The sequence below is a fragment of the Marinobacter algicola DG893 genome (genome assembly GCF_000170835.1).
Taxonomy (GTDB): Bacteria; Pseudomonadota; Gammaproteobacteria; order Pseudomonadales; family Oleiphilaceae; genus Marinobacter; species Marinobacter algicola.
In genome coordinates, this window is record NZ_ABCP01000010.1 from 17,418 (window position 1) to 38,648 (window position 21,231).

The window sequence follows — 21,231 nt, forward strand, 5'->3', positions numbered from 1 at the left end:
CGCAAACAGTCTTCGATTGCCGTCACTTACAGCGCGGACGCCCGGGCCTCCGCCTGATCCGCCCCGGCAACATTCCCCCGTGCACGACGAATATCCGCCAGCAACAGCCACCCCGCACGCTGCAGCGATGCGTCACTGCCCGCCAAAGACAACCCTTTCAGGGTGAACTGTTCCGCCGAACCCAGTTGATCCAGTGCTACATAGGCTTGCGAAAGCTTGAAATACACCTGCGCTGAGCGTGGGGCAATCCGCTGTGCCCGCTCCAGTTGTGCGACGGCGGCTTGGGTCTCGCCGGACGCCATCAGGCTGTCCGCCCGCTGGATAAGGCTTCGTGCTGCCGGCGACAGAGCGTCCCCCTCATCCTGGTAGCTGGGGGCCGTGCGTTCTGTCTGTCGCACCGGTTGATCAGGCTGCTCGCTTTTACGTTCAACCCGCGGTTCGTCACGCGGCTCGCCGGTTTGTGGCGGCTGGGGTGCCTCGTCAGGGGATGACTGACCACCGGCTGGCACATAAATGGAACCACCACCCGGGCCAGAAGCGCAACCGGCCACCGTCAGCGACAGGGCCAGTAAACCAGCGTATTTAAACGTGTTCGATGTCATTGGAAGAGTCCTTCAAACCAGCCCCGTATCCGCCGCTCGATATTCCCTCCGCAGGAAACCTCCACATCAGGCTCACTGCCGGTGATGAACGGTACGAGGCGTGCATTATCACAATGTTCTTCTGTCAGGGCGACTTCGCCGGGATTGACCCAGAGGTACTCTACGCCATCCGGCACCACCGGCGAAAAGCCGTGCTGCGGCACCTGGCTCATGAACCGGGACCACACCGGTAACGCGCCTGTGGCGCCCGTCAGAGACGTTGGGCCGTTGTCGTCCCGGCCAACCCAGGTCACCGCCAGCAGGTCGCCGCTGAAACCGGCGAACCAGGAATCGCGGCCATCATCGGTGGTTCCGGTCTTCCCTGCAAGCGAGAGTTCCCTCGGCACGGTGCGATACGCGGAACGCCCGGTGCCTTCCTGCATGGTTTCCTGCATAACGTACTGTACGAGATGTACTGCCGCGGGATCAGCGACCTGGTCCACTTTCAGGCTATAGCGCGACAGAGCCTCGCCTTGCGCATCGGTAACCTGCCGGATGGTTCTCAGAGGCGTATTGAAACCGGAGGTAGCCAGGCCCTGATAGATCTGGGCGACCGTTACCGGCGTCATGGAGACCGAGCCCAATAACATCGAGGGGTACTCCGAAATACCTCCGGGAACGCCAAATCCCTGCAAGGTAGACTTCACCGCATCGATACCGACATCCAGCCCTACACGCACAGTGGGCAGGTTATAGGAGTGGGAGAGTGCCTTGTGCAGGGGCACCTCGCCGCGCTGTTCCTTATCGTAATTTTCCGGCTCCCAGCGGCGCCCGTCGTCGAACACCAGGGAGAAGCCCTTGTCCTCGACAGGCGTGATCAGGGTATACCGATCCGGGTTCTGCAACGCCGTCAGGTAAACGAACGGCTTGACCAGGGAACCGATGGGACGGCTAGCATCCACGGCGCGGTTGAAACCGGCGTATTTCGGGTCACGCCCGCCAACCAGGGCCAACACCTCTCCACTGTCCCGCGATGTCACCACCATGGCGGACTCCAACGTGGTATCGGAGCTCCCTTCCATTCGCCCGAGCATATCCTTGACGGCAAATTCCGCCGCATACTGGATCGCGGGGTTCAGGGTGGTGAAGATGCGAAGCCCCTCACTCTGCAGGTCTTCCTGCTTGTAATCCCTGGCCAGGTGGCGGCGAACCAGATCGATGTAGGCCGGATACCGGTTTTCAGAGTAAGAAGCCTGGTTCGTAACACCCAGCGGCTGGGCACGAGCCCTGGCGGCGTCCTGTTCGCTGATGAGATCGGTTTCTGCCATCACATCGATGACCAGGTTGCGACGGGACAGGGCACGTTCCGGATGGCGCCGGGGGTTGTAGTAGCTCGGCCCTTTAACCAGGCCGACCAACAAGGCAATCTGGTCAGCCTCAAGATCACGTATCGATTCCCCGAAATAGAACTGACTGGCCAGCCCGAAGCCGTGAATGGCTCGTGTGCCCGCCTGCCCCACATATACCTCGTTGACGTAGGTTTCCAGTATGTCGTTCTTTTCGTAATGGAGTTCCAGCAGCAGCGACATCAAGGCTTCGTTGCCCTTGCGCAGCAAGGTCTGATCCCGGGTCAGGAAGAAGTTCTTCACCAACTGCTGGGTCAGTGTGCTGCCGCCCTGCACAATCTGCCCGGCTTGGATATTGGCCAGCATTGCCCGGCCGATGGATAGCGGAGCGATCCCGACATGGTCATGGAAATTGCGATCCTCGACGGCCAGCAGCGTATCGGTGAACAGTTCCGGCACATCCGCCAGCTGCACCAGCACCCGATCTTCCTTGTGGGCGGGGTAGATACCGCCGATCTGGGCAGGTTCCAGGCGCACAATCGGCGAAGGGTCGCCCGACAGTACCCGGAAATCCTGCACCTGGTCGCTGTATATGTTGAGCGACAGGCGCCTACGAGGTTCCAGCCCGTCGGTAAACAGAAAGCCTCGCGTGCTGATAATAAAGTGGCCACCATTGCGGCGATAAGTACCTGCCTGGCTGCCATCGCCGGCTCGGTAACCGGACAGTTCAAGCTCACGCTGCAACGCACCCGAGCTGACGCTCGCGCCGTCATACAGCTCCAGTGGTCTCGCATAGACTCGTGAGGGCACTTCAAAGCGGCGACCCTCAAAGCGGGAGGTGACCACCGCATCCAGGTAAACCATCCAACCAGCGAGCAGCACCACGCCGATAAAAAAGACGCGTAAAAACAGGCGCCAGAACCAGGGCCGGCGGGCAGACTTTCCCTTGCGGGTGTTTTTCTTGGGCGATTTCCGGGGGGAAGCAGATTTTTTCATGGCGGGATTATAACGAATCCGGACCTCGGTACGGCAGGTCATCCGTGTGTTATTTCTGTAATCTGCCCGTTTTGCTCGTTATGATGGGGGCGATAAAAATCAACGAGTTCAAGGAACCCAAGGAGAGAGCCGTGAGCGATGCACCTTCCGACAACCTGATTCTGGCACTGCAGGATCCGGCGCTGTATGACCACCCGGTGAAAGACTTTCAGGTTATCGAAACACACATCTCATGGGTTATCCTGACCGGCGACTATGCCTACAAGATCAAGAAACCGATGGACTTCGGCTTTCTCAACTTCTCGACTCTGGAGCGTCGCAAGCACTTTTGCGAAGAGGAGTTGCGGCTGAATCGGCGCCTCGCCAACAACCTATACCTCGACGTATTGCCCATAACCGGCTCGGCCGAAGCTCCGGCGCTCAATGGCGAGGGGGATGCGTTCGAGTACGTCATTCGCATGCGCCAGTTCGACCAGAACGAACTGTTCGACGTGCGGCAGGAAACCAGCAAACTCACGCCTGAACTGCTCACCAACCTCGCCCGGCAGGCCGCCGACTTCCATGACAAGCAACCACCGGTTGAACCCGGAAAACCACTGGGAACGCCGGAAGCAGTCTTCGCTGCAATGCAGGAAAACTTCGACCAGATCCGCCCGATGATTGACGACGACGCCCTCCTGCTTCAGCTCGACAACCTGGAGCAATGGACCCGCAGCACCTTTGAGCGTCAATCGGCCCTGATTTCCGAACGCTACGAAGGCGGGTTTGTACGGGAATGCCATGGCGACCTGCATTTGGCAAATATCACAATCTATGACGGCGATGTGACCGTATTCGACTGCATCGAGTTCAATGAGCCTTTCCGCTGGATTGATGTGATCAATGACCTGGCGTTCCTGTTGATGGACCTGGAGTCCCGTCGTGAGCCCGAGTTGGCGAACCTGGTATTGAATACCTACCTGGAATACCGGGGTGACTTCGAGGCCCTCCCGCTGCTGCCCCTTTACAAGGCGTACCGGGCCATGGTCCGCGCCAAAATCGCCCTGTTTACCCTGGGCAACCCATCACTGACCGATGCAGAGCGCCAGGGCCTGATGCAGCGCTATCGCGATTACGCCCAACTGGCGGAAGACTACAGCGCCATACCCAATCCTTACCTGCTGGCCACCACCGGGCTCTCCGCCAGTGGCAAATCCTGCGTTAGTGGCTCCATGGGGGCGGAATTGGGGCTGATCCGGCTGCGTTCGGATGTAGAGCGCAAGCGGCTCTTTGGCCTTGGCCCGCTGGACAAGAGCAAATCCCCGACCGGTGAGAAGCTGTATACAGAAGAGGCCAACCAGCGCACCTATGAGCGGCTGGCCAAACTGGCAGGCGCCTTGCTTACCAGCGGCCTGCCGGTGATCGTAGATTCCGCCTGCCTGAAACAGTCCGAGCGGGAGATGATGGCGGACGTGGCGGAGAGCCGGGGTATGCCGTTCGCGCTTTTGCATTGCGAAGCCCCCCTGGAAAGCCGCAAGGAATGGGTTCGCAACCGCTCTGGCGATGCCTCCGAGGCCACCGAAGAATTCCTGGAAGAGCAGCAAGCCTGGCTTGAGCCTCTCACCACCGAGGAAAAAACCCACACCATCCACCTGTATACCGACGAAGAGCACGTGGCAGAAGCCGTCGCGGACCGTATCCGCCAGCATTTCGGCCTGCCCGGGATGTAAAGCGTCTACACTGAACAGTGCCCGACCCTTGGCCGGGCTTCTGAGAATCGACTCCGGGAGCACCCCCATGGATATGGATACCGACGCCGTTCGCCACATCAATGACCCGCTGTACGAAAAACTTCGCAGCGAAGACATTGACGCTTTCAACACCGCAAAAAGCAGACTGACCGAGCTCCCGAGCCTGGCGCACGGTGATTTCCGGGGGTTGGACCTTCGCGGGATGGACGCTAGAGGGCTGGACCTCAGCCACGCCTATTTTCGTGGCGCGGACCTGCGCGGTATCGATTTCAGCCAGACCAACCTGGAAGGTGCAAGCATCGCTGGCGCCAAGATCTCGGGCTGCTACTTTCCTTCACAGCTGCATTCGGACGAAATCATCCTGTCGCTCAATCACGGCACCCGAATGCGCTACAACATCCTGAAGTAACCGACTCAGGCGTCCAGAACAACCGGCACGGCCTCCCCTAACGAGATATCCCCATCCGGCCCTTGCGGGCCGGAAAGCCCCGCCCGATATGCCAGCAACTCCACACCCGCTGCCTTTGCTTCACGCAGTAGCACACCGTAGACACTGTCGATATGGTCAGCCGGCCGCACACTATTGATACCGGTGTGATTGACCACAAAAAACAGCACCGCACGCTCGCCGGCCCTGGCCTGGGCCATCAGTTCCCGCAGATGCTTCTGGCCACGGGTGGTTACGGCATCGGGAAAAAAGCCCTGTCCGTCCTCGCACAGGGTCACGTTTTTCACTTCCACCCAGGCATCCGGATGATACTCGTGACACGACAGATGTAGATCAATCCGGCTTTTTTCAGTGCCGTAACGCACCTCTGCCCTGCAGGTCTGGTAAGCGGCCAACTCCGGAACGTTCCCATTTTCAATGGCTTCACGGGCCTGCGCGTTCGGCCGCGCCGTGTTGATACAAGCCACCTCGCCCGGCGCGGTTTCAACCAGCTCCCAGGTATACTTCAGTTTGCGCTTGGGATTATCACTGGTGCTCAGCCACACTCGGGCATCCTCAGGCTGACACCCCAGCATGGAGCCCGTATTGGGGCAATGGGCAATGACCTCGCTGCCATCCGGCAACCGGACATCAGCCAGGAACCGCTTGTAACGCCGCATTAGCCGGCCTTCGATCAATGGTGCGGGCAACTTCATTTTGGTCTCCGTGCAAAAGTAGGCATCACAAGGCTGGCACCCCTGTGACTAATCTGCTATTTTCCGCAAATTCCCGTTTCAGGACGAATGCTTTTCCAGGGTAATGGCCGGCCAGTATTCGCTGGCCGCCGGAAATAAAGCGTTCTTGCGAAGTACAAACATGAGGCCGGGTTCAATGGCAAAGACTGCAGAACAACCACGCGAACGTTTCACCAACTTCACCCCCTATGAAATGAAGAAGGGTGAAGAGTACATGAGTGCGGAAATGCTGGAGCACTTCAAGGATCTGCTGCTGCAATGGAAGCAGGAGCTGATGGAAGAAGTGGACCGCACGATGCACCACATGCAGGAAGATGCGGCAAATTACGCGGATCCCAGTGACCGTGCAACCCAGGAAGAGGAATTCAGCCTGGAATTGCGCACCCGCGACCGCGAGCGCAAGCTGATCAAGAAAATTGACCAGACCATCGACCGCATCGACAAGGACGACTACGGGTTCTGCGACCAGTGTGGCGTTGAGATCGGCATCCGTCGCCTTGAGGCACGGCCAACCGCGACGTTGTGCATTGACTGCAAGACTCTCGCTGAAATTCGCGAGCGCCAGACTGGCATCTGACCCCACGCCTCTGCCCACGTCTGAGAGTGCCGGCCCCCGAACCCGGGGCCGGTGTTCACCAGCCATGACCGATTCCCACTATCGCGGCCGATTTGCGCCGTCGCCAACCGGGCCTCTGCACTTTGGTTCCCTGGTTACCGCGGTTGCCAGTTATCTGGAGGCTCGCAGTCACAAAGGCACCTGGCTGGTGCGCATCGAAGATCTTGACCCCCTTCGGGAATCCCCTGAAGCCACCCAACGGATACTGGACAGCCTGGACGCCCACGGCCTGCATTCCGACGAGCCGGTGTGTTTCCAGTCAGAGCGCCACGCCCATTACCACGCATTGATTGATCGTTTACTCAGCCAGGGGCTGGCCTATCGTTGTGCCTGTTCACGAAAGCAACTGCAGGAAAACAACGGGCGCCACCCGGAGCATTGCCGCGAGGGGGAGGCCGAACCGGGCGAACGTCCGTTCGCAGTCCGTTTTGCCCTTCACGACGAGCGCAGCACGTGGCACGACCAATTACTGGGGCCGCAATCGCAAACGGTACACGCCGAACTGGACGACCCGGTCATCCTCCGCAAGGAAGGCTTCTACGCCTATCAACTGGCAGTGGTTGCCGACGACATCGACCAGGGCATCAACCACGTTGTCAGGGGCTCAGACCTGTTGGACATGACCGCACAGCAACAGCAGATCTACCGTTCACTGGGCGCCCCACCACCTTACTGGATGCACATTCCGGTTATTCTCAATGCCGAAGGTCAGAAGCTCAGCAAGCAAAACCACGCACCAGCCCTGGACGACCGGAAAGCAGAAGACAACCTGAAACAGGCCCTTGCCGCATTAGGACAGGATCAACGTTTGTTGGCAGGGACATCAGACATCGGTACCCTGCTTGCCCGGGCTGCAGCCAACTGGGCACCGGAGCGGATTCACCTGACAGCCCGGTGAACGACGTGTTATAAACCTTCTCACAAGCGACAGTGCGGATATCATGCCTGATGTATATCTACCGTCTGGTCTTCCTTCTGGTTCTGGCCATCTACATATTCTCTCCCAACATTCTTGACTGGTGGACGTCGCCAGGGAATGCCTGGTACAGCCCCTACGTCATCTGGGCCGGCCTGATTGCCATCGGCTTCTGGCTGGAATGGCGACGGGATCCCAATGAGTTTTAGCGCCCCCGGCCTGTTACTGGCCAGCCTGTTGTATCTGGTTCTGCTCTTCGGCATTGCGTGGGTGACCGAAAAAGGCGCGGTGCCCCGCAGCTGGATCAGGCATCCCCTGGTCTACACGCTTAGCCTTGGTGTCTACGCGGGTATCTGGGCCGTGTACGCCGCGGTGGGCATGGCCGCTGAATCGGGGTTTGGCTTCCTGGCCTACTACCTGGGCATCAGTGGCGCCTTTCTGCTGGCACCGGTTCTACTCAACCCGGTGATGCGGATTGGCCGCGCTTACCAGCTCACCTCCCTTGCCGACCTGTTCGCCTACCGGTATCGAAGCCAGTGGGCGGGCACGCTGGTAACCATCTGTTCCGGCACCGCCATACTGGCCTTGCTGAGCATGCAGATCCAGGCGGTATCCACGTCTGCCAGCCTGCTGGCGCCAGACACGTCCCCCCAACTCATAAGTGTGCTTTTCAGCATTATCGTGGTCCTGTTTGCCATGCTGTTCGGCACTCGTCGCAGCCAGGGTTCCGAGAACCACCAGGGCCTGGTGCTGGCCATTGCTTTCGACTCACTGGTAAAACTCTTCTCCCTGCTGATCCTTGGCGGAGTCATTCTGTTTGGCGTATTCGATGGCATGGCGGGGCTGGAAACCTGGCTGTCGGACCAGAGCACTCCGGTGAGCACCATGACCATGAGCATCGATGACGGCAGTTGGCGTGCCTTGATGCTGATGTCCTTCGCCGGAGCCCTGGTGCTGCCCCACATGTACCACATGACGTTCAGTGAAAATCCATCGCCCAAGGCGCTGGCAAAGGCCAGTTGGGGCCTCCCCCTGTATCTGCTGCTGCTCGGCCTGCCAATCCCGCTGATTCTCTGGGGTGGCCAGGCGCTGGCTGCCACCACGGGACCGAACTTCTACGCCATCGGCACCGCCCAGGCCCTCGGCAGCCCGGCACTAACACTGATGATGTACATTGCCGGGCTGTCCGCCGCCAGCGGCCTGATGATCGTCAGCACCCTGGCTCTGGCGGGCATGGTGCTGAACCACGCAGTACTTCCATTACGAACCCCCAAGGACCACGGCGACATCTACCACTGGCTGAAATGGGTCAAGCGCCTGCTCATCGCGGCCATCATCTTCGCTGCGCTGCTGTTCCATGAAACCCTGGGCAAAAACCTGGACCTGTCGATCCTCGGCGCCATTTCACTATCAGGTATGCTCCAGTTACTTCCCGGCGCCCTTGGCGTCATCTATTGGCCTGAGGGCAATCGCCGCGGCCTCATCGCCGGGCTGGTCTCCGGCCTGGTCATTTGGGTGGTTACCCTGGTGCTGCCGTTCTCCCATACAGCCAACCTGCTGGATTTCATCGGTGCGCCCCTGGTACCGGACTACAGCAACTGGCACATCTTCACCTTCGTTAGCCTGACGGTGAATGTCACCATATTCACCCTGATTTCAGTACTGAGCACCAGTTCCGCCGAAGAGGCCGGGGCTGCTCAGGCATGTTCCCTGGGCGCGCTTTCCCGCCCCCAGCGCAGGGAGTTGCTGGCAACTTCGTCCGCGGACTTCACCCGTCAGCTTGCGGTGCCGTTAGGGCTGGGAGTTGCAAGGCGGGAGGTGGATAAAGCCCTTACCCAACTCAAGCTGCCGAACGTGGAATACCGGCCTTACCAACTTCGGCGCTTACGCGACCGCGTGGAGGTGAATCTTTCAGGCCTGCTGGGCCCGGCTGTCGCTCGTGATCTTGTCAAACGACATCTGGGCTACAAACCCATGGCAAGTGGCGGCACCGCACAGGATATCCGCTATGTCGAACGGGCCCTCGGGGATTACCAGAACCGCCTGACCGGTCTCGCAGGGGAATTGGACAACCTGCGCCGCCACTATCGCCAGACCCTTCAGAACCTTCCGATTCCCGCCTGTTCTGTCGGTGAAGACGGCGAAATACTCATGTGGAACAACGCCATGGAAGCCCTTACCGGCATTACGGCCGACGATGTGGTGGGTGCCCGACTGATGGCCCTGCCCGAGCACTGGCACCTGCTGCTGGACGACTTCAACAGCGGTGAGGATCTGCACCGCTACAAGCACCGGCTGGACCTGAAAGGCCGCCCCCACTGGCTTAACCTGCACAAGGCAGCCTTGAGCGGCCCCGATCACACCGAGGGTGGCAGCATCATCCTGGTGGAAGATCAGACCGAAACCCGCCTGCTGGAAGACGAACTGATGCACAGCGAGCGGCTGGCCTCTGTGGGCCGGCTCGCTGCGGGTGTCGCCCACGAAATCGGTAATCCGGTCACCGGCATTTCTTCCCTGGCCCAGAACCTGAAGCTGGAAACCGACGACCCGGACATTTTGTCCACGGCGGATCAGATCCAACAGCAGACCCGGCGGATTTCCACCATCCTGCAGTCGCTGATGAACTTTGCCCGCACCGGGAACCATGCCCACGCCAACCGCTACGAACCGGTCGATATAAAGCGTTGCGTGGACGAGTCCATCAACCTGCTCTCCCTCAGTGACAAGGGCATGGGCATTCATTACCGCAACGAATGCCCGGCTGATCTGACCATTCTGGGGGATGAGCAGCGGCTGGTGCAGGTGTTTATCAACCTGTTGGCCAACGCCCGGGACGCCTCCCCCATTGGCGGAGAAGTGCGTATCAGTGGAAACCGCGACGGCTACTCCGCTATTATCGAGGTCACCGATGACGGCTCCGGCATACCGAAAGACCAGTTGGACCACATCTTCGAGCCTTTTTACACCACCAAGGCCCCCAACAAAGGCACAGGCCTGGGCTTGTCGCTGGTGTACAGCATCATTGAAGAACACTACGGCAACATTCAAGTGGACAGCCCGGCTGATTCTGGTACTCGCCGGGGCACCTGTGTGCGCATGAGGTTGCCGGCCTACGAGCCGGACACCGGTACCACCATCAGCCAGAACGAAGGGTCGTAAACGCATTATGCCTCGCATTCTGATTGTAGAAGACGAAGAGATCATCCGTTCAGCGGTTCGCAAACTGCTTCAGCATGCCGGTTATGAGGTTGCCGATGCCGGCTCCGTGGAAGAAGCCGAAGACAAACACGACCCCAGCGAATTTGACCTGATCATCTCCGACCTTCGGCTGCCTGGCGCAGCCGGAACGGAACTGATACGGCGCGCACCAGACACCCCGGTGCTGATCATGACCAGCTATGCCAGCCTCCGCTCCGCCGTGGACTCTATGAAGATGGGCGCCGTGGAGTACATTGCAAAACCCTTCGACCACGACGAAATGCTGGAAGCCGTCGAGGGCATTCTCGCCAGACAGCCGCAGGTTTCTTCCTCTGCTGCCCAGCCATCGTCGGACCGGGCAGATGCGGGTTCACCGGACAGCGACCCGGCCAGCATTATGTTTGGTCACTGCGATGCCATGCAGAAGGTGTTCACCTTGATACGCAAAGTGGCACCAACGGAAACCACCGTACTGATCCAGGGCGAATCCGGAACTGGCAAGGAACTGGCCGCTCGCGCACTTCATTTGATGAGCCCCCGAGCCGCCAGACCTCTTATTTCCGTAAACTGCGCCGCCATCCCGGAAAGCCTGATTGAGTCGGAACTGTTCGGTCATGAAAAGGGGTCGTTTACCGGAGCTGTATCGGCCCGGACCGGCCTGATCGAAGCAGCCGACGGCGGCAGCCTGTTTCTGGACGAAATCGGCGAACTACCCGCTGAGGCCCAGGCCCGCCTGCTACGGGTGTTGCAGGAAGGCGAGATTCGCAAGGTGGGCTCCACCCAGAGCCGCCAGGTAGACGTACGCATGATTGCCGCCACCCACCGCAACCTGAAGGCCATGACGCGAACCGGTGATTTCCGCGAAGACCTGTTTTACCGACTGAACGTCATGCAGGTTCGCATACCGCCGCTGCGGGAAAGGCAATCGGATATCCTTGGCCTGGCCCAGCGATTCCTGCAACGCCAGGGCGAAAAGATGAGCAAGCCCGGCCTGAACCTGACACCAGAAGCCATGCGTGCGCTGGAACGACACCGCTGGCCCGGCAACGTCAGGGAGCTGGAAAATGCCATCGAACGTGCCACGATCCTCTGCGACAGCGACCTGATCACTCCGTCCTTGCTGGACCTGGACGGTGAAGGCGGCGACGTCAACATTCCCGAAACCCTGGTGGACGGCAACAACGAGCAGGCGCCCTCCCGGGAGGCCGAAGCCACCAGTGATCTCTCCCTTGAGGATTATTTCCAACACTTTGTGCTGGAGAACCAGGACCGCATGAGTGAAACCGAGCTGGCCCAAAAGCTGGGAATCAGCCGTAAGTCGCTGTGGGAGCGGCGGCAACGTCTGGGCATCCCACGGAAGAAAAGTTCGGGGAACTGATGCTTTTCCGGCACCCCTCCGGCAAGCGTTGTTACCGGAAAGTGTGAACCTGCGCTCAGTTGTTACCCTGTGTTCCTGACGGTAACACCCCAGATCTAAAAAACGCGACCTCAGTAACACTTGAGTCTTACGGCCCACCTTCTCAGATAGATCGAAAATACTAACCTGCTGTTAATAAAGAATTTTATAAAACTGGCACACAGACTGCACTCTATAGGGCGCACAACAACAAAAACAACAGTGACAACGCAGCGCCAACAACAAGAACAAAAAGCTGCAGAAGACGTTCGGTAACAAAAACAAAAACAGAACGTGAGCGAACTGAGTGTTTTGGGTACTTTGCTTTTTAGTGGTCCCACGGCACGTGTGAGTTGTAGATGTAGAGAAGAATCGTCTTCCAGGCGGCACTGCATTTACCCAATGACTCGCCCGATGTCTCTGACTGCTCTGTGTATTCAAAGCTTTCCGTTTGCACTCCTGAAATCCCTAAGTTGGGGATTAACAGTGGGGTAGAAAAACGAAGAAAAATCCCGGTAAAAACAAAAACAATGCAGATCGTCAACGCTTTCAGGGCGGGTTCGTGTAAACGAATCCGCCTTTTGATTATCTGGCCCAACGGTTTTTTCAACCTGGCCATTTCCGCCCTTCCCTCGGTTGTTTTCACCAGCTTATGTCGCCAAACGTGTGCAAATCCCGCCCAAACCGTTAAACTCTCGCTTTTGCTCAGCGCAATAACGGAATTCAATGCTTAAACGACTATTGTCATACGTGTCAGGAAACGGGAAGAAAAAAGCCCGAACCTATCAACGTCAGGAAATCCCACGAGACCAGCATAACGTCTCCCGCTCGTTCATCAGCGAGCCTGCCAAGAAAGTGCTCAGTCGGCTGAATAACGCGGGCTATGAAGCGTATCTGGTGGGTGGCGGCGTTCGCGACATTCTGCTTGGCGGCAAGCCCAAGGATTTTGACATCGCCACCAATGCCACGCCAGAAGAAGTGCATGACCTGTTCCGCAACTCCAGGCTGATTGGCCGCCGCTTCCGCATAGTTCACGTTCTATTCGGTCGGGAAGTTATTGAGGTCACCACCTTCCGTGGAAACGCGGCGGAAGCTGAAGCGGATGACGACGACGATGACCGCAGGACCAGCGAGCACGGCCTGCTGCTGCGGGATAACGTCTACGGCAACCTGGAAGAAGACGCCCTACGCCGTGATTTCACCGTGAATGCCCTCTATTACTGCATCCGCGATTTCACCGTGGTGGATTTTGCCAACGGCATTGAAGACCTGGAAAATCGTCAAATGCGCCTGATTGGCGACCCGGAAACCCGCTACCGGGAAGACCCGGTGCGCATGCTTCGCGCCGTGCGCTTCGCCGCCAAACTGGGCTTTGATATTGAGCCCGACACCGAAGCTCCAATCCGGGAACTGGCACCGCTACTGACCCACATTCCGCCAGCTCGCCTGTTCGAGGAGGTGCTCAAGCTGTTCTCCGCCGGCTATGGTGAAGCCACTTACGACCTGCTCAGCGAATACAACCTGCTGGCGCCTTTGTTCCCGGAGACGGTACAGGCCATCAACAATGGCGAGCCGGATGAACTGATCCGCAAGGCCCTTCGCAATACCGATGCCCGCATCGCCCAGGGCAAGTCGGTAACACCCTACTTCCTGTTTGCCGCCATGCTCTGGCCGGCCCTGCAGGCGGAATGGCGGAAACGCCAGGATAATGGCGAGCCGGTACAACCGGCATTGCATATGGCCATCGCCAAGGTGATCGGCCGACAGGTTCAGGCAACCTCGATCCCCAAGCGCTTCTCCGGCCCTATGAAGGAAATCTGGGAATTACAGATGCGCCTGCCCCGTCGCCAGGGCAAGCGCGCCTTCGCCACCATGTCCCACCCCCGCTTCCGGGCCGCCTATGACTTCCTGCTGGTACGGGAAGCTTCCGGCGAAATCGAACCCGGGCTGGGCCAGTGGTGGACAGAGTTCCAGGAAACGGACGAGCGCGGCCAGGAACGCATGTTGACACAACTGGGCAGTGACGGCCCCAAGAAACGCCGCCGCAAGAAGCCCGCGAAAAAGGCCTGACCGATGACGGCCACGGATGTTTTTATCGGGCTCGGCAGCAACCAGGCCGACCCTTCCGCGCAACTGGCCGGTGCCGTAGCCCGGCTGGCTGCGCTGCCGAAAACTGAACTTGTGGCCCAGTCCCCTTTTTATCGCAGCAAGCCGGTGGGCCCGCAGGAACAGCCAGACTTCGTAAACGGCGCGGCCTGGTTACGCACGGAACTCTCCCCCCTGGAACTTCTGGACCAGCTACAGACCATTGAACAGGCTCATGGCCGCAAACGCATACAGCACTGGGGGCCGAGAACCCTGGACCTGGACCTGCTCCTCTATGGCCATGAAACCATCGCCAGCGAACGCCTGAACGTACCCCACGCCGAGCTTGCCAATCGCGATTTTGTCTTGCAGCCATTACTGGACCTGGAGCCCGGGCTGGCACTGCCGGACGGCCGTACCGTTGCACAACTGCGACAACAATGCCCCGACAACCACCTGCAAAAACTCAATCCAGTGGAACGGACACCTTTCCCGCCCGCTTGAGACCAACGGCTTGGCGTGCGGCTATTGCCACAAACACACCCCCGGATTACCCTAATGGCCTGGATGCCGGCATACACCCGGCCCGGTCTGGCCCATCCACCCACAAGGCAAGGATTCTATGGCTGTTACCATCAATACTCTACGCGATTACAAGCAGAAGGGCGAAGCTTTCTCCGTTCTGACATCCTACGATGCCACCTTTGCTCAAATCGTCAGTGAGGCCGGCGTTGATGTCATCCTGATTGGCGATTCTCTCGGCATGGTGCTTCAGGGGCACGACAGCACACTTCCCGTGACCATGGACCAGATGGTGTACCACGTATCCTCTGTGGCCAAGGGTAATCGGGGCTCGTTGATCATGGCCGACATGCCGTTCATGACCTATGGCACTACCGAAGCCGCCTTGGAGAACGCCGCCGAGCTGATGCGCGCCGGCGCTCACATGGTCAAGCTGGAAGGCACCGACTGGATGAAAGACACCATTCACGCCCTGAGCGAACGCGGCGTGCCGGTATGCGCCCATCTGGGCCTGACTCCGCAGTTCGTCAACAAGTTTGGCGGCTACAAGGTCCAGGGCCGGGACGAAAAGCACGCCGAGCTGATGATTGAACACGCCAGTGAGTTGGTGGCTGCGGGCGCCGATGCGATCCTGCTGGAATGCGTACCTGCACCGTTGGCAGCCAGGATCACCCAGGCCGTGCAAGCACCGGTGATCGGCATTGGCGCCGGCGCAGACACTGACGGCCAGGTATTGGTTGTCCATGATATGCTGGGCATGGTTACCGGCCGCAAACCGCGCTTTGTGAAGGACTTCCTGGCGGAGTCCGGCTCCATCAAAGGTGCCATCGAAGCCTATGTGGCCGCTGTTCGCGACCGCTCATTCCCCGCCGAGGAGCATACGTTCAAGGCATGAGAACCGTACATACGCTCAAAGAACTCCGTGCCATGCTGCGCAGCTATCGCCAGCAAGGGAAACGTATCGGACTGGTTCCCACCATGGGCAACCTGCATGAAGGGCATATTTCACTGGTCAGAAAGGCCCGTGAAGCGGCCGACATTGTTGTAACCAGTATTTTCGTGAACCCGATGCAGTTTGGCGCCACGGAAGACCTGGACACCTACCCCCGCACACTGATTGAAGATCAGGAGCGGCTTGAGGCGGCCGGCAGCACCCTGGTGTTCGCCCCTTCCAACGAAGAAATCTACCCCGAGGGACTGGCCCGGCACACCCGCATTACGGTTCCGGAAGTCAGTGAGGGCCATTGCGGCGCCAGCCGGCCCGGACACTTTGAGGGTGTAGCCACGGTCGTCACCATGCTGTTCAATATGGTTCAGCCGGATATCGCTGTGTTTGGCGAGAAGGATTACCAACAGTTGGCTGTCATTCGCAAACTGACCCAGGATCTGATGATACCGGTGGAAGTCATCGGCAGCCCGACCGTTCGCGAAGAAGACGGCTTGGCAAAAAGCTCCCGCAACGGATTCCTCACCGAGGCCGAGCGCACCATTGCACCGGCTGTCTATCAGACACTCAAAGACACCGCAGAACAGATTCAAGAAGGCCGGACCGATTTCACAGTGCTGTCCCAAGAGGCCAACAATGTCCTCAGCAAAGCGGGACTACGCCCGGATTATTTCAACATCGCCAACAGCCTGACCCTGAAACCGGCCAGCGCCGACGATACCGAACTGACACTGCTGGTGGCAGCGTTTCTGGGCACCACACGACTGATCGACAACCTGTCGATCACCCGCTGATCCGACACCCACTGACCGAAAGGATTCCATAATGTCCCAGGGCTCTGTACCACTCACCAGCCGGCCCGAGTGGCAGGCACTGAAGACACATCAGGCGGAACTGAAAAGCACTCACATGAGGGAACTTTTCAGCAGCGACCCGGACAGAGCCAGCCGTTTTTTCGTTCGCGGCGGTGGCCTGTCGCTGGATTACTCCCGCAACCGCATGACCGATGACACCCTGGCAAAGCTGATGGCATTGGCCAGGGAATGCGGTGTACCGGAGCGGATCGAAGCCATGTTTCGTGGCGACCACATCAATGTCACTGAAAAGCGTCCGGCGCTGCACATCGCCCTGCGGGACACCAGCGGCGCTCCCATCCACGTTGACGGCATGGACATCGCGCCGGAAGTGGAACGCACGCTGAATCGCATGGAGCAGTTCGTAGACGACGTGCTTAGCAAACGCTGGCAAGGGCATACCGGCAAGACCTTTACGGATGTGGTCAGTATTGGCATTGGCGGCTCCTTCCTCGGCCCCAAACTGGTATCGGAAGCTCTACGCCCCTACTGGCACGGCCAGCTGAAGGGCCACTACGTCGCTAACATCGACGGCACCCAGATGGCCGAGATACTGCGCCGGGTTAACCCGGAAACCACCCTGTTCCTGATCCAGTCGAAATCCTTCCGTACCCAGGAAACCCTGGAGAACAGCAAAGTGGCCCGGAACTGGTTCCTGAACAATGGCGGCAGCGAAGACCAGATCGCAAAGCACTTCGTGGCGGTTACTGCCAATACCCCGGAAGCCGTTAACTTCGGCATCTCCGAAGACAACATCTTCCCCATGTGGGACTGGGTGGGCGGACGCTACTCACTTTGGTCCGCCATCGGCCTGCCCGTGGCACTGACCATCGGCATGGAGAATTTCCGTGCCCTGCTCTCCGGCGCCAACGCCATGGACCAACATTTCCATACCGCGCCACTAGAGCAGAACCTGCCTGTGGTCATGGCCATGCTGGGGCTCTGGTACAACAACTTCTGGGGCGCGGAAACCTACACCATCCTGCCCTACGACCATTACCTCCGCAGCCTGCCCGCGCACCTGCAACAACTGGACATGGAAAGTAACGGCAAGAGCGTGACCCAGGGCGGTGAGCCGCTAACCTATCAAAGCGGCCCGGTGATCTGGGGCGGTGTTGGGGCCAACGGTCAACACGCCTTCCACCAGCTACTGCACCAGGGCACGCGCCTGATCCCGGCGGATTTCATTATTCCTCTCGAGACACACAATCCGGTCGCCAGTCACCACGTCACCCTGTTTGCCAACTGCCTGAGCCAGTCACGGGCGCTGATGTCCGGCAAGACGCTGGACGAGGCCAAGGCGGAACTGAAGGCCGAGGGCATGAGCGATGAGGATATTGACAAACTGGCCCCTCACAAGGTGATTCCAGGCAACAAACCCAGCAACACCCTGCTAATGGATAAGTCGACGCCGGAAACCGTCGGCGCGCTGATCGCGCTCTATGAACACCGCACGTTTGTTCAGGGCATTATCTGGGATGTGGATTCGTTCGATCAGTGGGGTGTGGAGCTGGGAAAACAGATGGGCAAAGGCATACTGGACCGCTTGACCGGCGATGCTGCTGAAGGCAGCGAGGTCATCGACAGTTCAACGGCCAGCCTGATCCAGCTATACCGCTCGCATCACGGATCATAAAAGCCCGATTAGCGAGCGGAGGCCTGCGAGATGCGTCGGCCCTGCCAGGTAAAGTCCACCGGCCACAGTTTCTGGTCACGGTCATAGGCCTGCCACAGTACCTGGTAACACTCACCGCAGACCGGATGAACGGCGGTCGGCGCAATCTCCGCCAGCGGCAACAGCACAAAGGCGTTTTTCAGAATCTCGCCCCGAGGCAGCTCGACACCATCAACCCGGCCCACCTCGAGATCGTAGGTGAGAATATCCAGGTCCAGTGTTCGGGGGCTGAACTTTGGCACATCCCGCCGTCGACCATTGTCTGCCTCAAGTTGCTTGAAGCGGGCCGACAGCTCGGCCACGCTCAGGTCGGTATCGACGCCCACCACCAGATTGTAGAAGGGCGAGCCATCAAAACCGACGGACTCGCTCTCGTAGACAGATGAGATAAGCGGTTCGTCAAACCAGCCAGCCAGTGCATCCAGCGCCGCTGTGACATAGTGCTCGCGGTCAATGTTACTACCGATACTGATATACACCCGCGCCATCAGCGGCTCCCCCGTTCAATCTTTACACCCACGGCCACTGCAGCCGGAACAGCGCCGGGCTTACGAAGGGTCAACTTGACCCAGCGCACGTTGAACTCGCTCTGCAGCAAACCTGCAATGCCTTCTGCAGCGGTTTCCAGCAATTGCGGGCGAGCCTCGACAAGGTAGCCTGAGACCCGCTCGCTGACCAAAGCGTAGTTCAGGGCGTCACCGACATCATCCGAGGCCGCTGGAGCCCTGTTATCCCAAGCCATCTCCAGGTCTACCAACAGTCGCTGACTGACTTCACGCTCCCAGTCGTACACGCCGATGATTGCCTCAACGGCCAGACCTTCGATCAGTACACTATCTGTCAACAGAGGCACTCCCGGGCTTACACTCTTTGCTGATTGAATAACGCGCAGGCAGCGGATACTGTGTAAAATCTGACCTGCTTCGTCGCGGGGCCGGCATTTTCTCACAAATGACCAGTACGCGTCTTTGCGTCTTTTTCACTTTGCCAATGATCGCCACCGATGAGCTACCTGAGTGACCCGGTACTGACCGTTCTACTGTGCGCCCTGGCCTACCTGGTGGGCTCGGTGCTGTTTGCACTGCCGGTCTGCCGCGCCTGGCACCTGCCGGACCCACGCGCCCAGGGTTCCGGAAATCCCGGCGCCACTAACGTCTACCGCAACGGCGGATGGCCGCCGGCAGCACTGACGTTGTTTCTGGATGCCGCCAAGGGCTGGCTTCCGGTATGGCTTGCCCACCAGGCAGACCTGACCATTCTTTCCCAGGCCATGGTGGCGCTGTGCGCGGTGACGGGGCATATGATTCCGTTGTTTTATAGGTTCAAGGGTGGAAAAGGCGTGGCGACTGCGCTGGGCGCGGGGCTTGCGCTAGCGCCAGCAACCACTCTTCTGCTGGCCGCCATCTGGGCCCTGGTGATGTGGCGCTGGAAGATATCAGCGCTCGCCTCGATTGTAGCCATTGTGAGCGGCCCCATCATCAGTGCGCTGATCGAACCCGACACCTTGCCGCTGTTCGGCCTGCTGGCCATCCTGATTGTGGTACGTCACCGCAACAACCTGATCCGTATGGCCCAGGGCCGGGAACCGGGCTTCTAGTCCACCAACCCGTTCGTCCGTGGCTCGCCAACCGGTGGCAGTGTGTTCATCGGCCAGCGCGGCACCGCCACAATCCGATCGCCATCCTGCTGGCCTGCGTTCATGCGCTGACAACCCGCGTAGGCAATCATGGCGCCATTGTCCGTGCAGAACTCGGGGCGGGCGTAGAACACGGCGGCACGAAGTTTCTCTGTCATTTTCTCAAGCCCGGCACGCAACCGGTTATTGGCGCTAACGCCACCGGCAATCACCAAACGCTTGCAACCTGTCTGCTCCAGGGCACGGCGACATTTGATGGTCAGTGTATCCACCACCGCTGCCTCGAAGGCCAAGGCAATATCGGCGCGGGTCTGATCATCCAGCCCCCCGGCACGTTCTGCGGCAGTTACCGTATTGAGGGTAAACGTCTTCAGGCCACTGAAACTGAAATCCAGCCCCGGCCGGTCGGTCATCGGGCGCGGGAACCGATAGCGCCCCGGCGCGCCCTTCTCTGCCAGCGCAGCCACCCTCGGTCCGCCAGGATAATCCAGCCCTAGCATCTTGGCGGTTTTGTCAAAGGCTTCACCGGCGGCATCGTCCACCGACTCACCCAGCATTTCATATTCGCCAATACCCTTCACCAGAACCAACTGGGTATGACCACCGGAGACCAGCAAGGCAACGAAGGGAAACGCCGGAGGATTGTCCTCCAGCATCGGCGCCAACAAGTGGCCCTCCATGTGATGCACCCCCAGCACGGGAACACCCAGGGCAAACCCCAGGGCATGGGCCACGGAACCACCAACCATCAGCGCACCCACCAGCCCGGGGCCGGCGGTGTAGGCAATGCCTTCGATATCAGCGCGAACCCGGCCAGCATCGGCAAGCACTTGGTCACACAACGGCAGCAATTTGCGGACATGGTCGCGTGAGGCCAGCTCCGGCACCACACCACCGTAGTCTGCATGCATATCAATCTGGCTGAACAACGCATGCGCGAGCAGCCCACGCTCGCTGTCATAGAGGGCAACGCCGGTTTCATCACAGGAGGTTTCAATACCGAGAATCAGCATAAGTAAGGGCCACAACTCCGGGCAGGTAAACGTAAACGAGGCATTTTAGCAGAAACCCGAAACCCTCCGTCAGTTTCATCGAACAAACATTGACCTTGGCCATGGGCAGGCGCTATCATTGCCGGCCTTAAATACGCACTGGTCGAGTTTTAGCCAATCTGACCAGGTATCGAGTCGATTTGACAGACAGGTCGATCAGACAAAACTGAAACCGAATCAATCAGGTAGGTGATTTTCGAATGCCAGCTGTTAAAGTGAAAGAGAATGAACCGTTTGACGTAGCCCTTCGTCGCTTCAAGCGCTCCTGCGAAAAAGCAGGCGTTCTGTCGGAAGTACGTCGCCGTGAGCACTACGAGAAGCCGACAGCCGTGCGCAAGCGTAAGGCAGCTGCAGCCGTCAAGCGTCATCTCAAGAAGCTTCAGCGGGAACAGCGCAAGTTCGAGCGTCTGTACTAAGCTTTACCGGACGCCGCTTGACTGCAAGCCTATAATCGCCTGTATAGCCACAGGTTGCACAGAGCGATACCAAAATGCCGCCGA

General features: G+C 59.0%; 21 protein-coding genes. 14 read left to right on the forward strand and 7 right to left on the reverse strand.

Translation table 11 applies throughout. From position 1 onward, the window contains the following. Positions 1–26: 26 nt before the first annotated feature. Together MDG893_RS09065 and mrcB are read right to left on the reverse strand one after the other, a co-directional pair. Positions 27–602, reverse strand: a complete 576-nt coding sequence (locus MDG893_RS09065) for a hypothetical protein (RefSeq protein ID WP_007153463.1) — start codon at positions 600–602, stop codon at positions 27–29. After that, a complete protein-coding gene (gene mrcB / locus MDG893_RS09070) occupies positions 599–2,923 on the reverse strand; it encodes a penicillin-binding protein 1B (RefSeq protein WP_040474473.1) in 2,325 nt (774 codons plus the stop codon). Before mrcB ends, MDG893_RS09065 begins: the two co-directional genes overlap by 4 nt. An 80-nt stretch (positions 2,924–3,003) precedes the next feature. Here mrcB and MDG893_RS09075 point away from each other — a divergent pair, with 80 nt between their 5' ends. Beyond that, positions 3,004–4,632 (forward strand): bifunctional aminoglycoside phosphotransferase/ATP-binding protein, encoded by a 1,629-nt coding sequence (locus MDG893_RS09075; protein ID WP_007153465.1) that lies wholly within the window; start codon positions 3,004–3,006, stop codon positions 4,630–4,632. 67 nt (positions 4,633–4,699) lie between these two features. Then, positions 4,700–5,062, forward strand: a complete 363-nt coding sequence (locus MDG893_RS09080) for a pentapeptide repeat-containing protein (RefSeq protein ID WP_007153466.1) — start codon at positions 4,700–4,702, stop codon at positions 5,060–5,062. A gap of 5 nt (positions 5,063–5,067) precedes the next feature. Here MDG893_RS09080 and sfsA read toward each other — a convergent pair whose 3' ends face one another. Then, the gene (gene sfsA / locus MDG893_RS09085; protein WP_007153467.1) at positions 5,068–5,796 is read right to left on the reverse strand and encodes a DNA/RNA nuclease SfsA; all 729 of its coding nucleotides are present in this window, start codon (positions 5,794–5,796) and stop codon (positions 5,068–5,070) included. A gap of 175 nt (positions 5,797–5,971) precedes the next feature. On the opposite strand from sfsA, the gene dksA reads away from it, so the two are divergent. The 5 genes from dksA to MDG893_RS09110 all read left to right on the forward strand — a co-directional run bounded on the left by dksA (position 5,972) and on the right by MDG893_RS09110 (position 11,943). Then, positions 5,972–6,412, forward strand: coding sequence for an RNA polymerase-binding protein DksA (dksA, locus tag MDG893_RS09090; RefSeq protein ID WP_036203245.1), 441 nt, complete (start codon positions 5,972–5,974; stop codon positions 6,410–6,412). A gap of 64 nt (positions 6,413–6,476) precedes the next feature. Continuing rightward, positions 6,477–7,349 carry a tRNA glutamyl-Q(34) synthetase GluQRS gene (gluQRS, locus tag MDG893_RS09095; RefSeq protein ID WP_007153469.1) on the forward strand — a complete coding sequence of 291 codons (873 nt, stop codon included), beginning with the start codon at positions 6,477–6,479 and terminating at the stop codon, positions 7,347–7,349. A 50-nt stretch (positions 7,350–7,399) separates the two neighbouring features. Further along, a complete protein-coding gene (locus MDG893_RS21065) occupies positions 7,400–7,576 on the forward strand; it encodes a hypothetical protein (RefSeq protein ID WP_007153470.1) in 177 nt (58 codons plus the stop codon). After that, the gene (locus MDG893_RS09105) at positions 7,566–10,526 is read left to right on the forward strand and encodes an ATP-binding protein (RefSeq protein ID WP_007153471.1); all 2,961 of its coding nucleotides are present in this window, start codon (positions 7,566–7,568) and stop codon (positions 10,524–10,526) included. Before MDG893_RS21065 ends, MDG893_RS09105 begins: the two co-directional genes overlap by 11 nt. A gap of 7 nt (positions 10,527–10,533) precedes the next feature. Continuing rightward, entirely contained in the window at positions 10,534–11,943 is a 1,410-nt protein-coding gene (locus MDG893_RS09110) for a sigma-54-dependent transcriptional regulator (RefSeq protein WP_007153472.1), read from the forward strand. Positions 11,944–12,289: 346 nt separating this feature from the next. Here MDG893_RS09110 and MDG893_RS20905 read toward each other — a convergent pair whose 3' ends face one another. After that, positions 12,290–12,580 carry a hypothetical protein gene (locus MDG893_RS20905; RefSeq protein ID WP_007153473.1) on the reverse strand — a complete coding sequence of 97 codons (291 nt, stop codon included), beginning with the start codon at positions 12,578–12,580 and terminating at the stop codon, positions 12,290–12,292. Positions 12,581–12,687: 107 nt separating this feature from the next. On the opposite strand from MDG893_RS20905, the gene pcnB reads away from it, so the two are divergent. The 5 genes from pcnB to pgi all read left to right on the forward strand — a co-directional run bounded on the left by pcnB (position 12,688) and on the right by pgi (position 18,004). Continuing rightward, positions 12,688–14,031 (forward strand): polynucleotide adenylyltransferase PcnB, encoded by a 1,344-nt coding sequence (gene pcnB / locus MDG893_RS09120; RefSeq protein ID WP_040474462.1) that lies wholly within the window; start codon positions 12,688–12,690, stop codon positions 14,029–14,031. Between the two features lie 3 nt (positions 14,032–14,034). Beyond that, the gene (folK, locus tag MDG893_RS09125) at positions 14,035–14,550 is read left to right on the forward strand and encodes a 2-amino-4-hydroxy-6-hydroxymethyldihydropteridine diphosphokinase (protein WP_007153475.1); all 516 of its coding nucleotides are present in this window, start codon (positions 14,035–14,037) and stop codon (positions 14,548–14,550) included. 118 nt (positions 14,551–14,668) lie between these two features. After that, positions 14,669–15,463, forward strand: a complete 795-nt coding sequence (panB, locus tag MDG893_RS09130) for a 3-methyl-2-oxobutanoate hydroxymethyltransferase (protein ID WP_007153476.1) — start codon at positions 14,669–14,671, stop codon at positions 15,461–15,463. Beyond that, positions 15,460–16,308 carry a pantoate--beta-alanine ligase gene (gene panC, locus MDG893_RS09135; RefSeq protein WP_007153477.1) on the forward strand — a complete coding sequence of 283 codons (849 nt, stop codon included), beginning with the start codon at positions 15,460–15,462 and terminating at the stop codon, positions 16,306–16,308. The genes panB and panC overlap by 4 nt, the downstream gene beginning before the upstream one ends. Before the next feature lie 31 nt (positions 16,309–16,339). Further along, entirely contained in the window at positions 16,340–18,004 is a 1,665-nt protein-coding gene (gene pgi, locus MDG893_RS09140) for a glucose-6-phosphate isomerase (protein ID WP_007153478.1), read from the forward strand. An 8-nt stretch (positions 18,005–18,012) separates the two neighbouring features. Here pgi and folK (MDG893_RS09145) read toward each other — a convergent pair whose 3' ends face one another. Together folK (MDG893_RS09145) and folB are read right to left on the reverse strand one after the other, a co-directional pair. Next, a complete protein-coding gene (gene folK, locus MDG893_RS09145; protein WP_007153479.1) occupies positions 18,013–18,531 on the reverse strand; it encodes a 2-amino-4-hydroxy-6-hydroxymethyldihydropteridine diphosphokinase in 519 nt (172 codons plus the stop codon). Next, a complete protein-coding gene (folB, locus tag MDG893_RS09150) occupies positions 18,531–18,887 on the reverse strand; it encodes a dihydroneopterin aldolase (RefSeq protein ID WP_007153480.1) in 357 nt (118 codons plus the stop codon). Before folB ends, folK (MDG893_RS09145) begins: the two co-directional genes overlap by 1 nt. 159 nt (positions 18,888–19,046) lie before the next feature. Between folB and plsY the strand changes: the two genes are divergently transcribed. Then, positions 19,047–19,640 carry a glycerol-3-phosphate 1-O-acyltransferase PlsY gene (gene plsY / locus MDG893_RS09155; protein ID WP_007153481.1) on the forward strand — a complete coding sequence of 198 codons (594 nt, stop codon included), beginning with the start codon at positions 19,047–19,049 and terminating at the stop codon, positions 19,638–19,640. Here plsY and tsaD read toward each other — a convergent pair. Continuing rightward, positions 19,637–20,692, reverse strand: a complete 1,056-nt coding sequence (gene tsaD, locus MDG893_RS09160; RefSeq protein WP_007153482.1) for a tRNA (adenosine(37)-N6)-threonylcarbamoyltransferase complex transferase subunit TsaD — start codon at positions 20,690–20,692, stop codon at positions 19,637–19,639. The two genes, plsY and tsaD, sit on opposite strands and share 4 nt — an antisense overlap. Positions 20,693–20,931: 239 nt before the next feature. Here tsaD and rpsU point away from each other — a divergent pair, with 239 nt between their 5' ends. Beyond that, positions 20,932–21,147 carry a 30S ribosomal protein S21 gene (gene rpsU, locus MDG893_RS09165; RefSeq protein ID WP_007153483.1) on the forward strand — a complete coding sequence of 72 codons (216 nt, stop codon included), beginning with the start codon at positions 20,932–20,934 and terminating at the stop codon, positions 21,145–21,147. Positions 21,148–21,231 lie beyond the last annotated feature (84 nt).

Coding starts and splice junctions, on each gene's coding strand:
- pgi (WP_007153478.1), top strand. CDS start 16,340: ATGTCCCAGGGCTCTGTACCACTCACCAGCCGGCCCGAGTGGCAGGCA.
- dksA (WP_036203245.1), top strand. CDS start 5,972: ATGGCAAAGACTGCAGAACAACCACGCGAACGTTTCACCAACTTCACC.
- plsY (WP_007153481.1), top strand. CDS start 19,047: ATGAGCTACCTGAGTGACCCGGTACTGACCGTTCTACTGTGCGCCCTG.
- MDG893_RS09105 (WP_007153471.1), top strand. CDS start 7,566: ATGAGTTTTAGCGCCCCCGGCCTGTTACTGGCCAGCCTGTTGTATCTG.
- folK (WP_007153475.1), top strand. CDS start 14,035: ATGACGGCCACGGATGTTTTTATCGGGCTCGGCAGCAACCAGGCCGAC.
- panC (WP_007153477.1), top strand. CDS start 15,460: ATGAGAACCGTACATACGCTCAAAGAACTCCGTGCCATGCTGCGCAGC.
- MDG893_RS21065 (WP_007153470.1), top strand. CDS start 7,400: ATGTATATCTACCGTCTGGTCTTCCTTCTGGTTCTGGCCATCTACATA.
- MDG893_RS20905 (WP_007153473.1), bottom strand. CDS start 12,580: ATGGCCAGGTTGAAAAAACCGTTGGGCCAGATAATCAAAAGGCGGATT.
- mrcB (WP_040474473.1), bottom strand. CDS start 2,923: ATGAAAAAATCTGCTTCCCCCCGGAAATCGCCCAAGAAAAACACCCGC.
- MDG893_RS09065 (WP_007153463.1), bottom strand. CDS start 602: ATGACATCGAACACGTTTAAATACGCTGGTTTACTGGCCCTGTCGCTG.
- sfsA (WP_007153467.1), bottom strand. CDS start 5,796: ATGAAGTTGCCCGCACCATTGATCGAAGGCCGGCTAATGCGGCGTTAC.
- panB (WP_007153476.1), top strand. CDS start 14,669: ATGGCTGTTACCATCAATACTCTACGCGATTACAAGCAGAAGGGCGAA.
- MDG893_RS09110 (WP_007153472.1), top strand. CDS start 10,534: ATGCCTCGCATTCTGATTGTAGAAGACGAAGAGATCATCCGTTCAGCG.
- rpsU (WP_007153483.1), top strand. CDS start 20,932: ATGCCAGCTGTTAAAGTGAAAGAGAATGAACCGTTTGACGTAGCCCTT.
- MDG893_RS09080 (WP_007153466.1), top strand. CDS start 4,700: ATGGATATGGATACCGACGCCGTTCGCCACATCAATGACCCGCTGTAC.
- tsaD (WP_007153482.1), bottom strand. CDS start 20,692: ATGCTGATTCTCGGTATTGAAACCTCCTGTGATGAAACCGGCGTTGCC.
- MDG893_RS09075 (WP_007153465.1), top strand. CDS start 3,004: ATGATGGGGGCGATAAAAATCAACGAGTTCAAGGAACCCAAGGAGAGA.
- pcnB (WP_040474462.1), top strand. CDS start 12,688: ATGCTTAAACGACTATTGTCATACGTGTCAGGAAACGGGAAGAAAAAA.
- gluQRS (WP_007153469.1), top strand. CDS start 6,477: ATGACCGATTCCCACTATCGCGGCCGATTTGCGCCGTCGCCAACCGGG.
- folK (WP_007153479.1), bottom strand. CDS start 18,531: ATGGCGCGGGTGTATATCAGTATCGGTAGTAACATTGACCGCGAGCAC.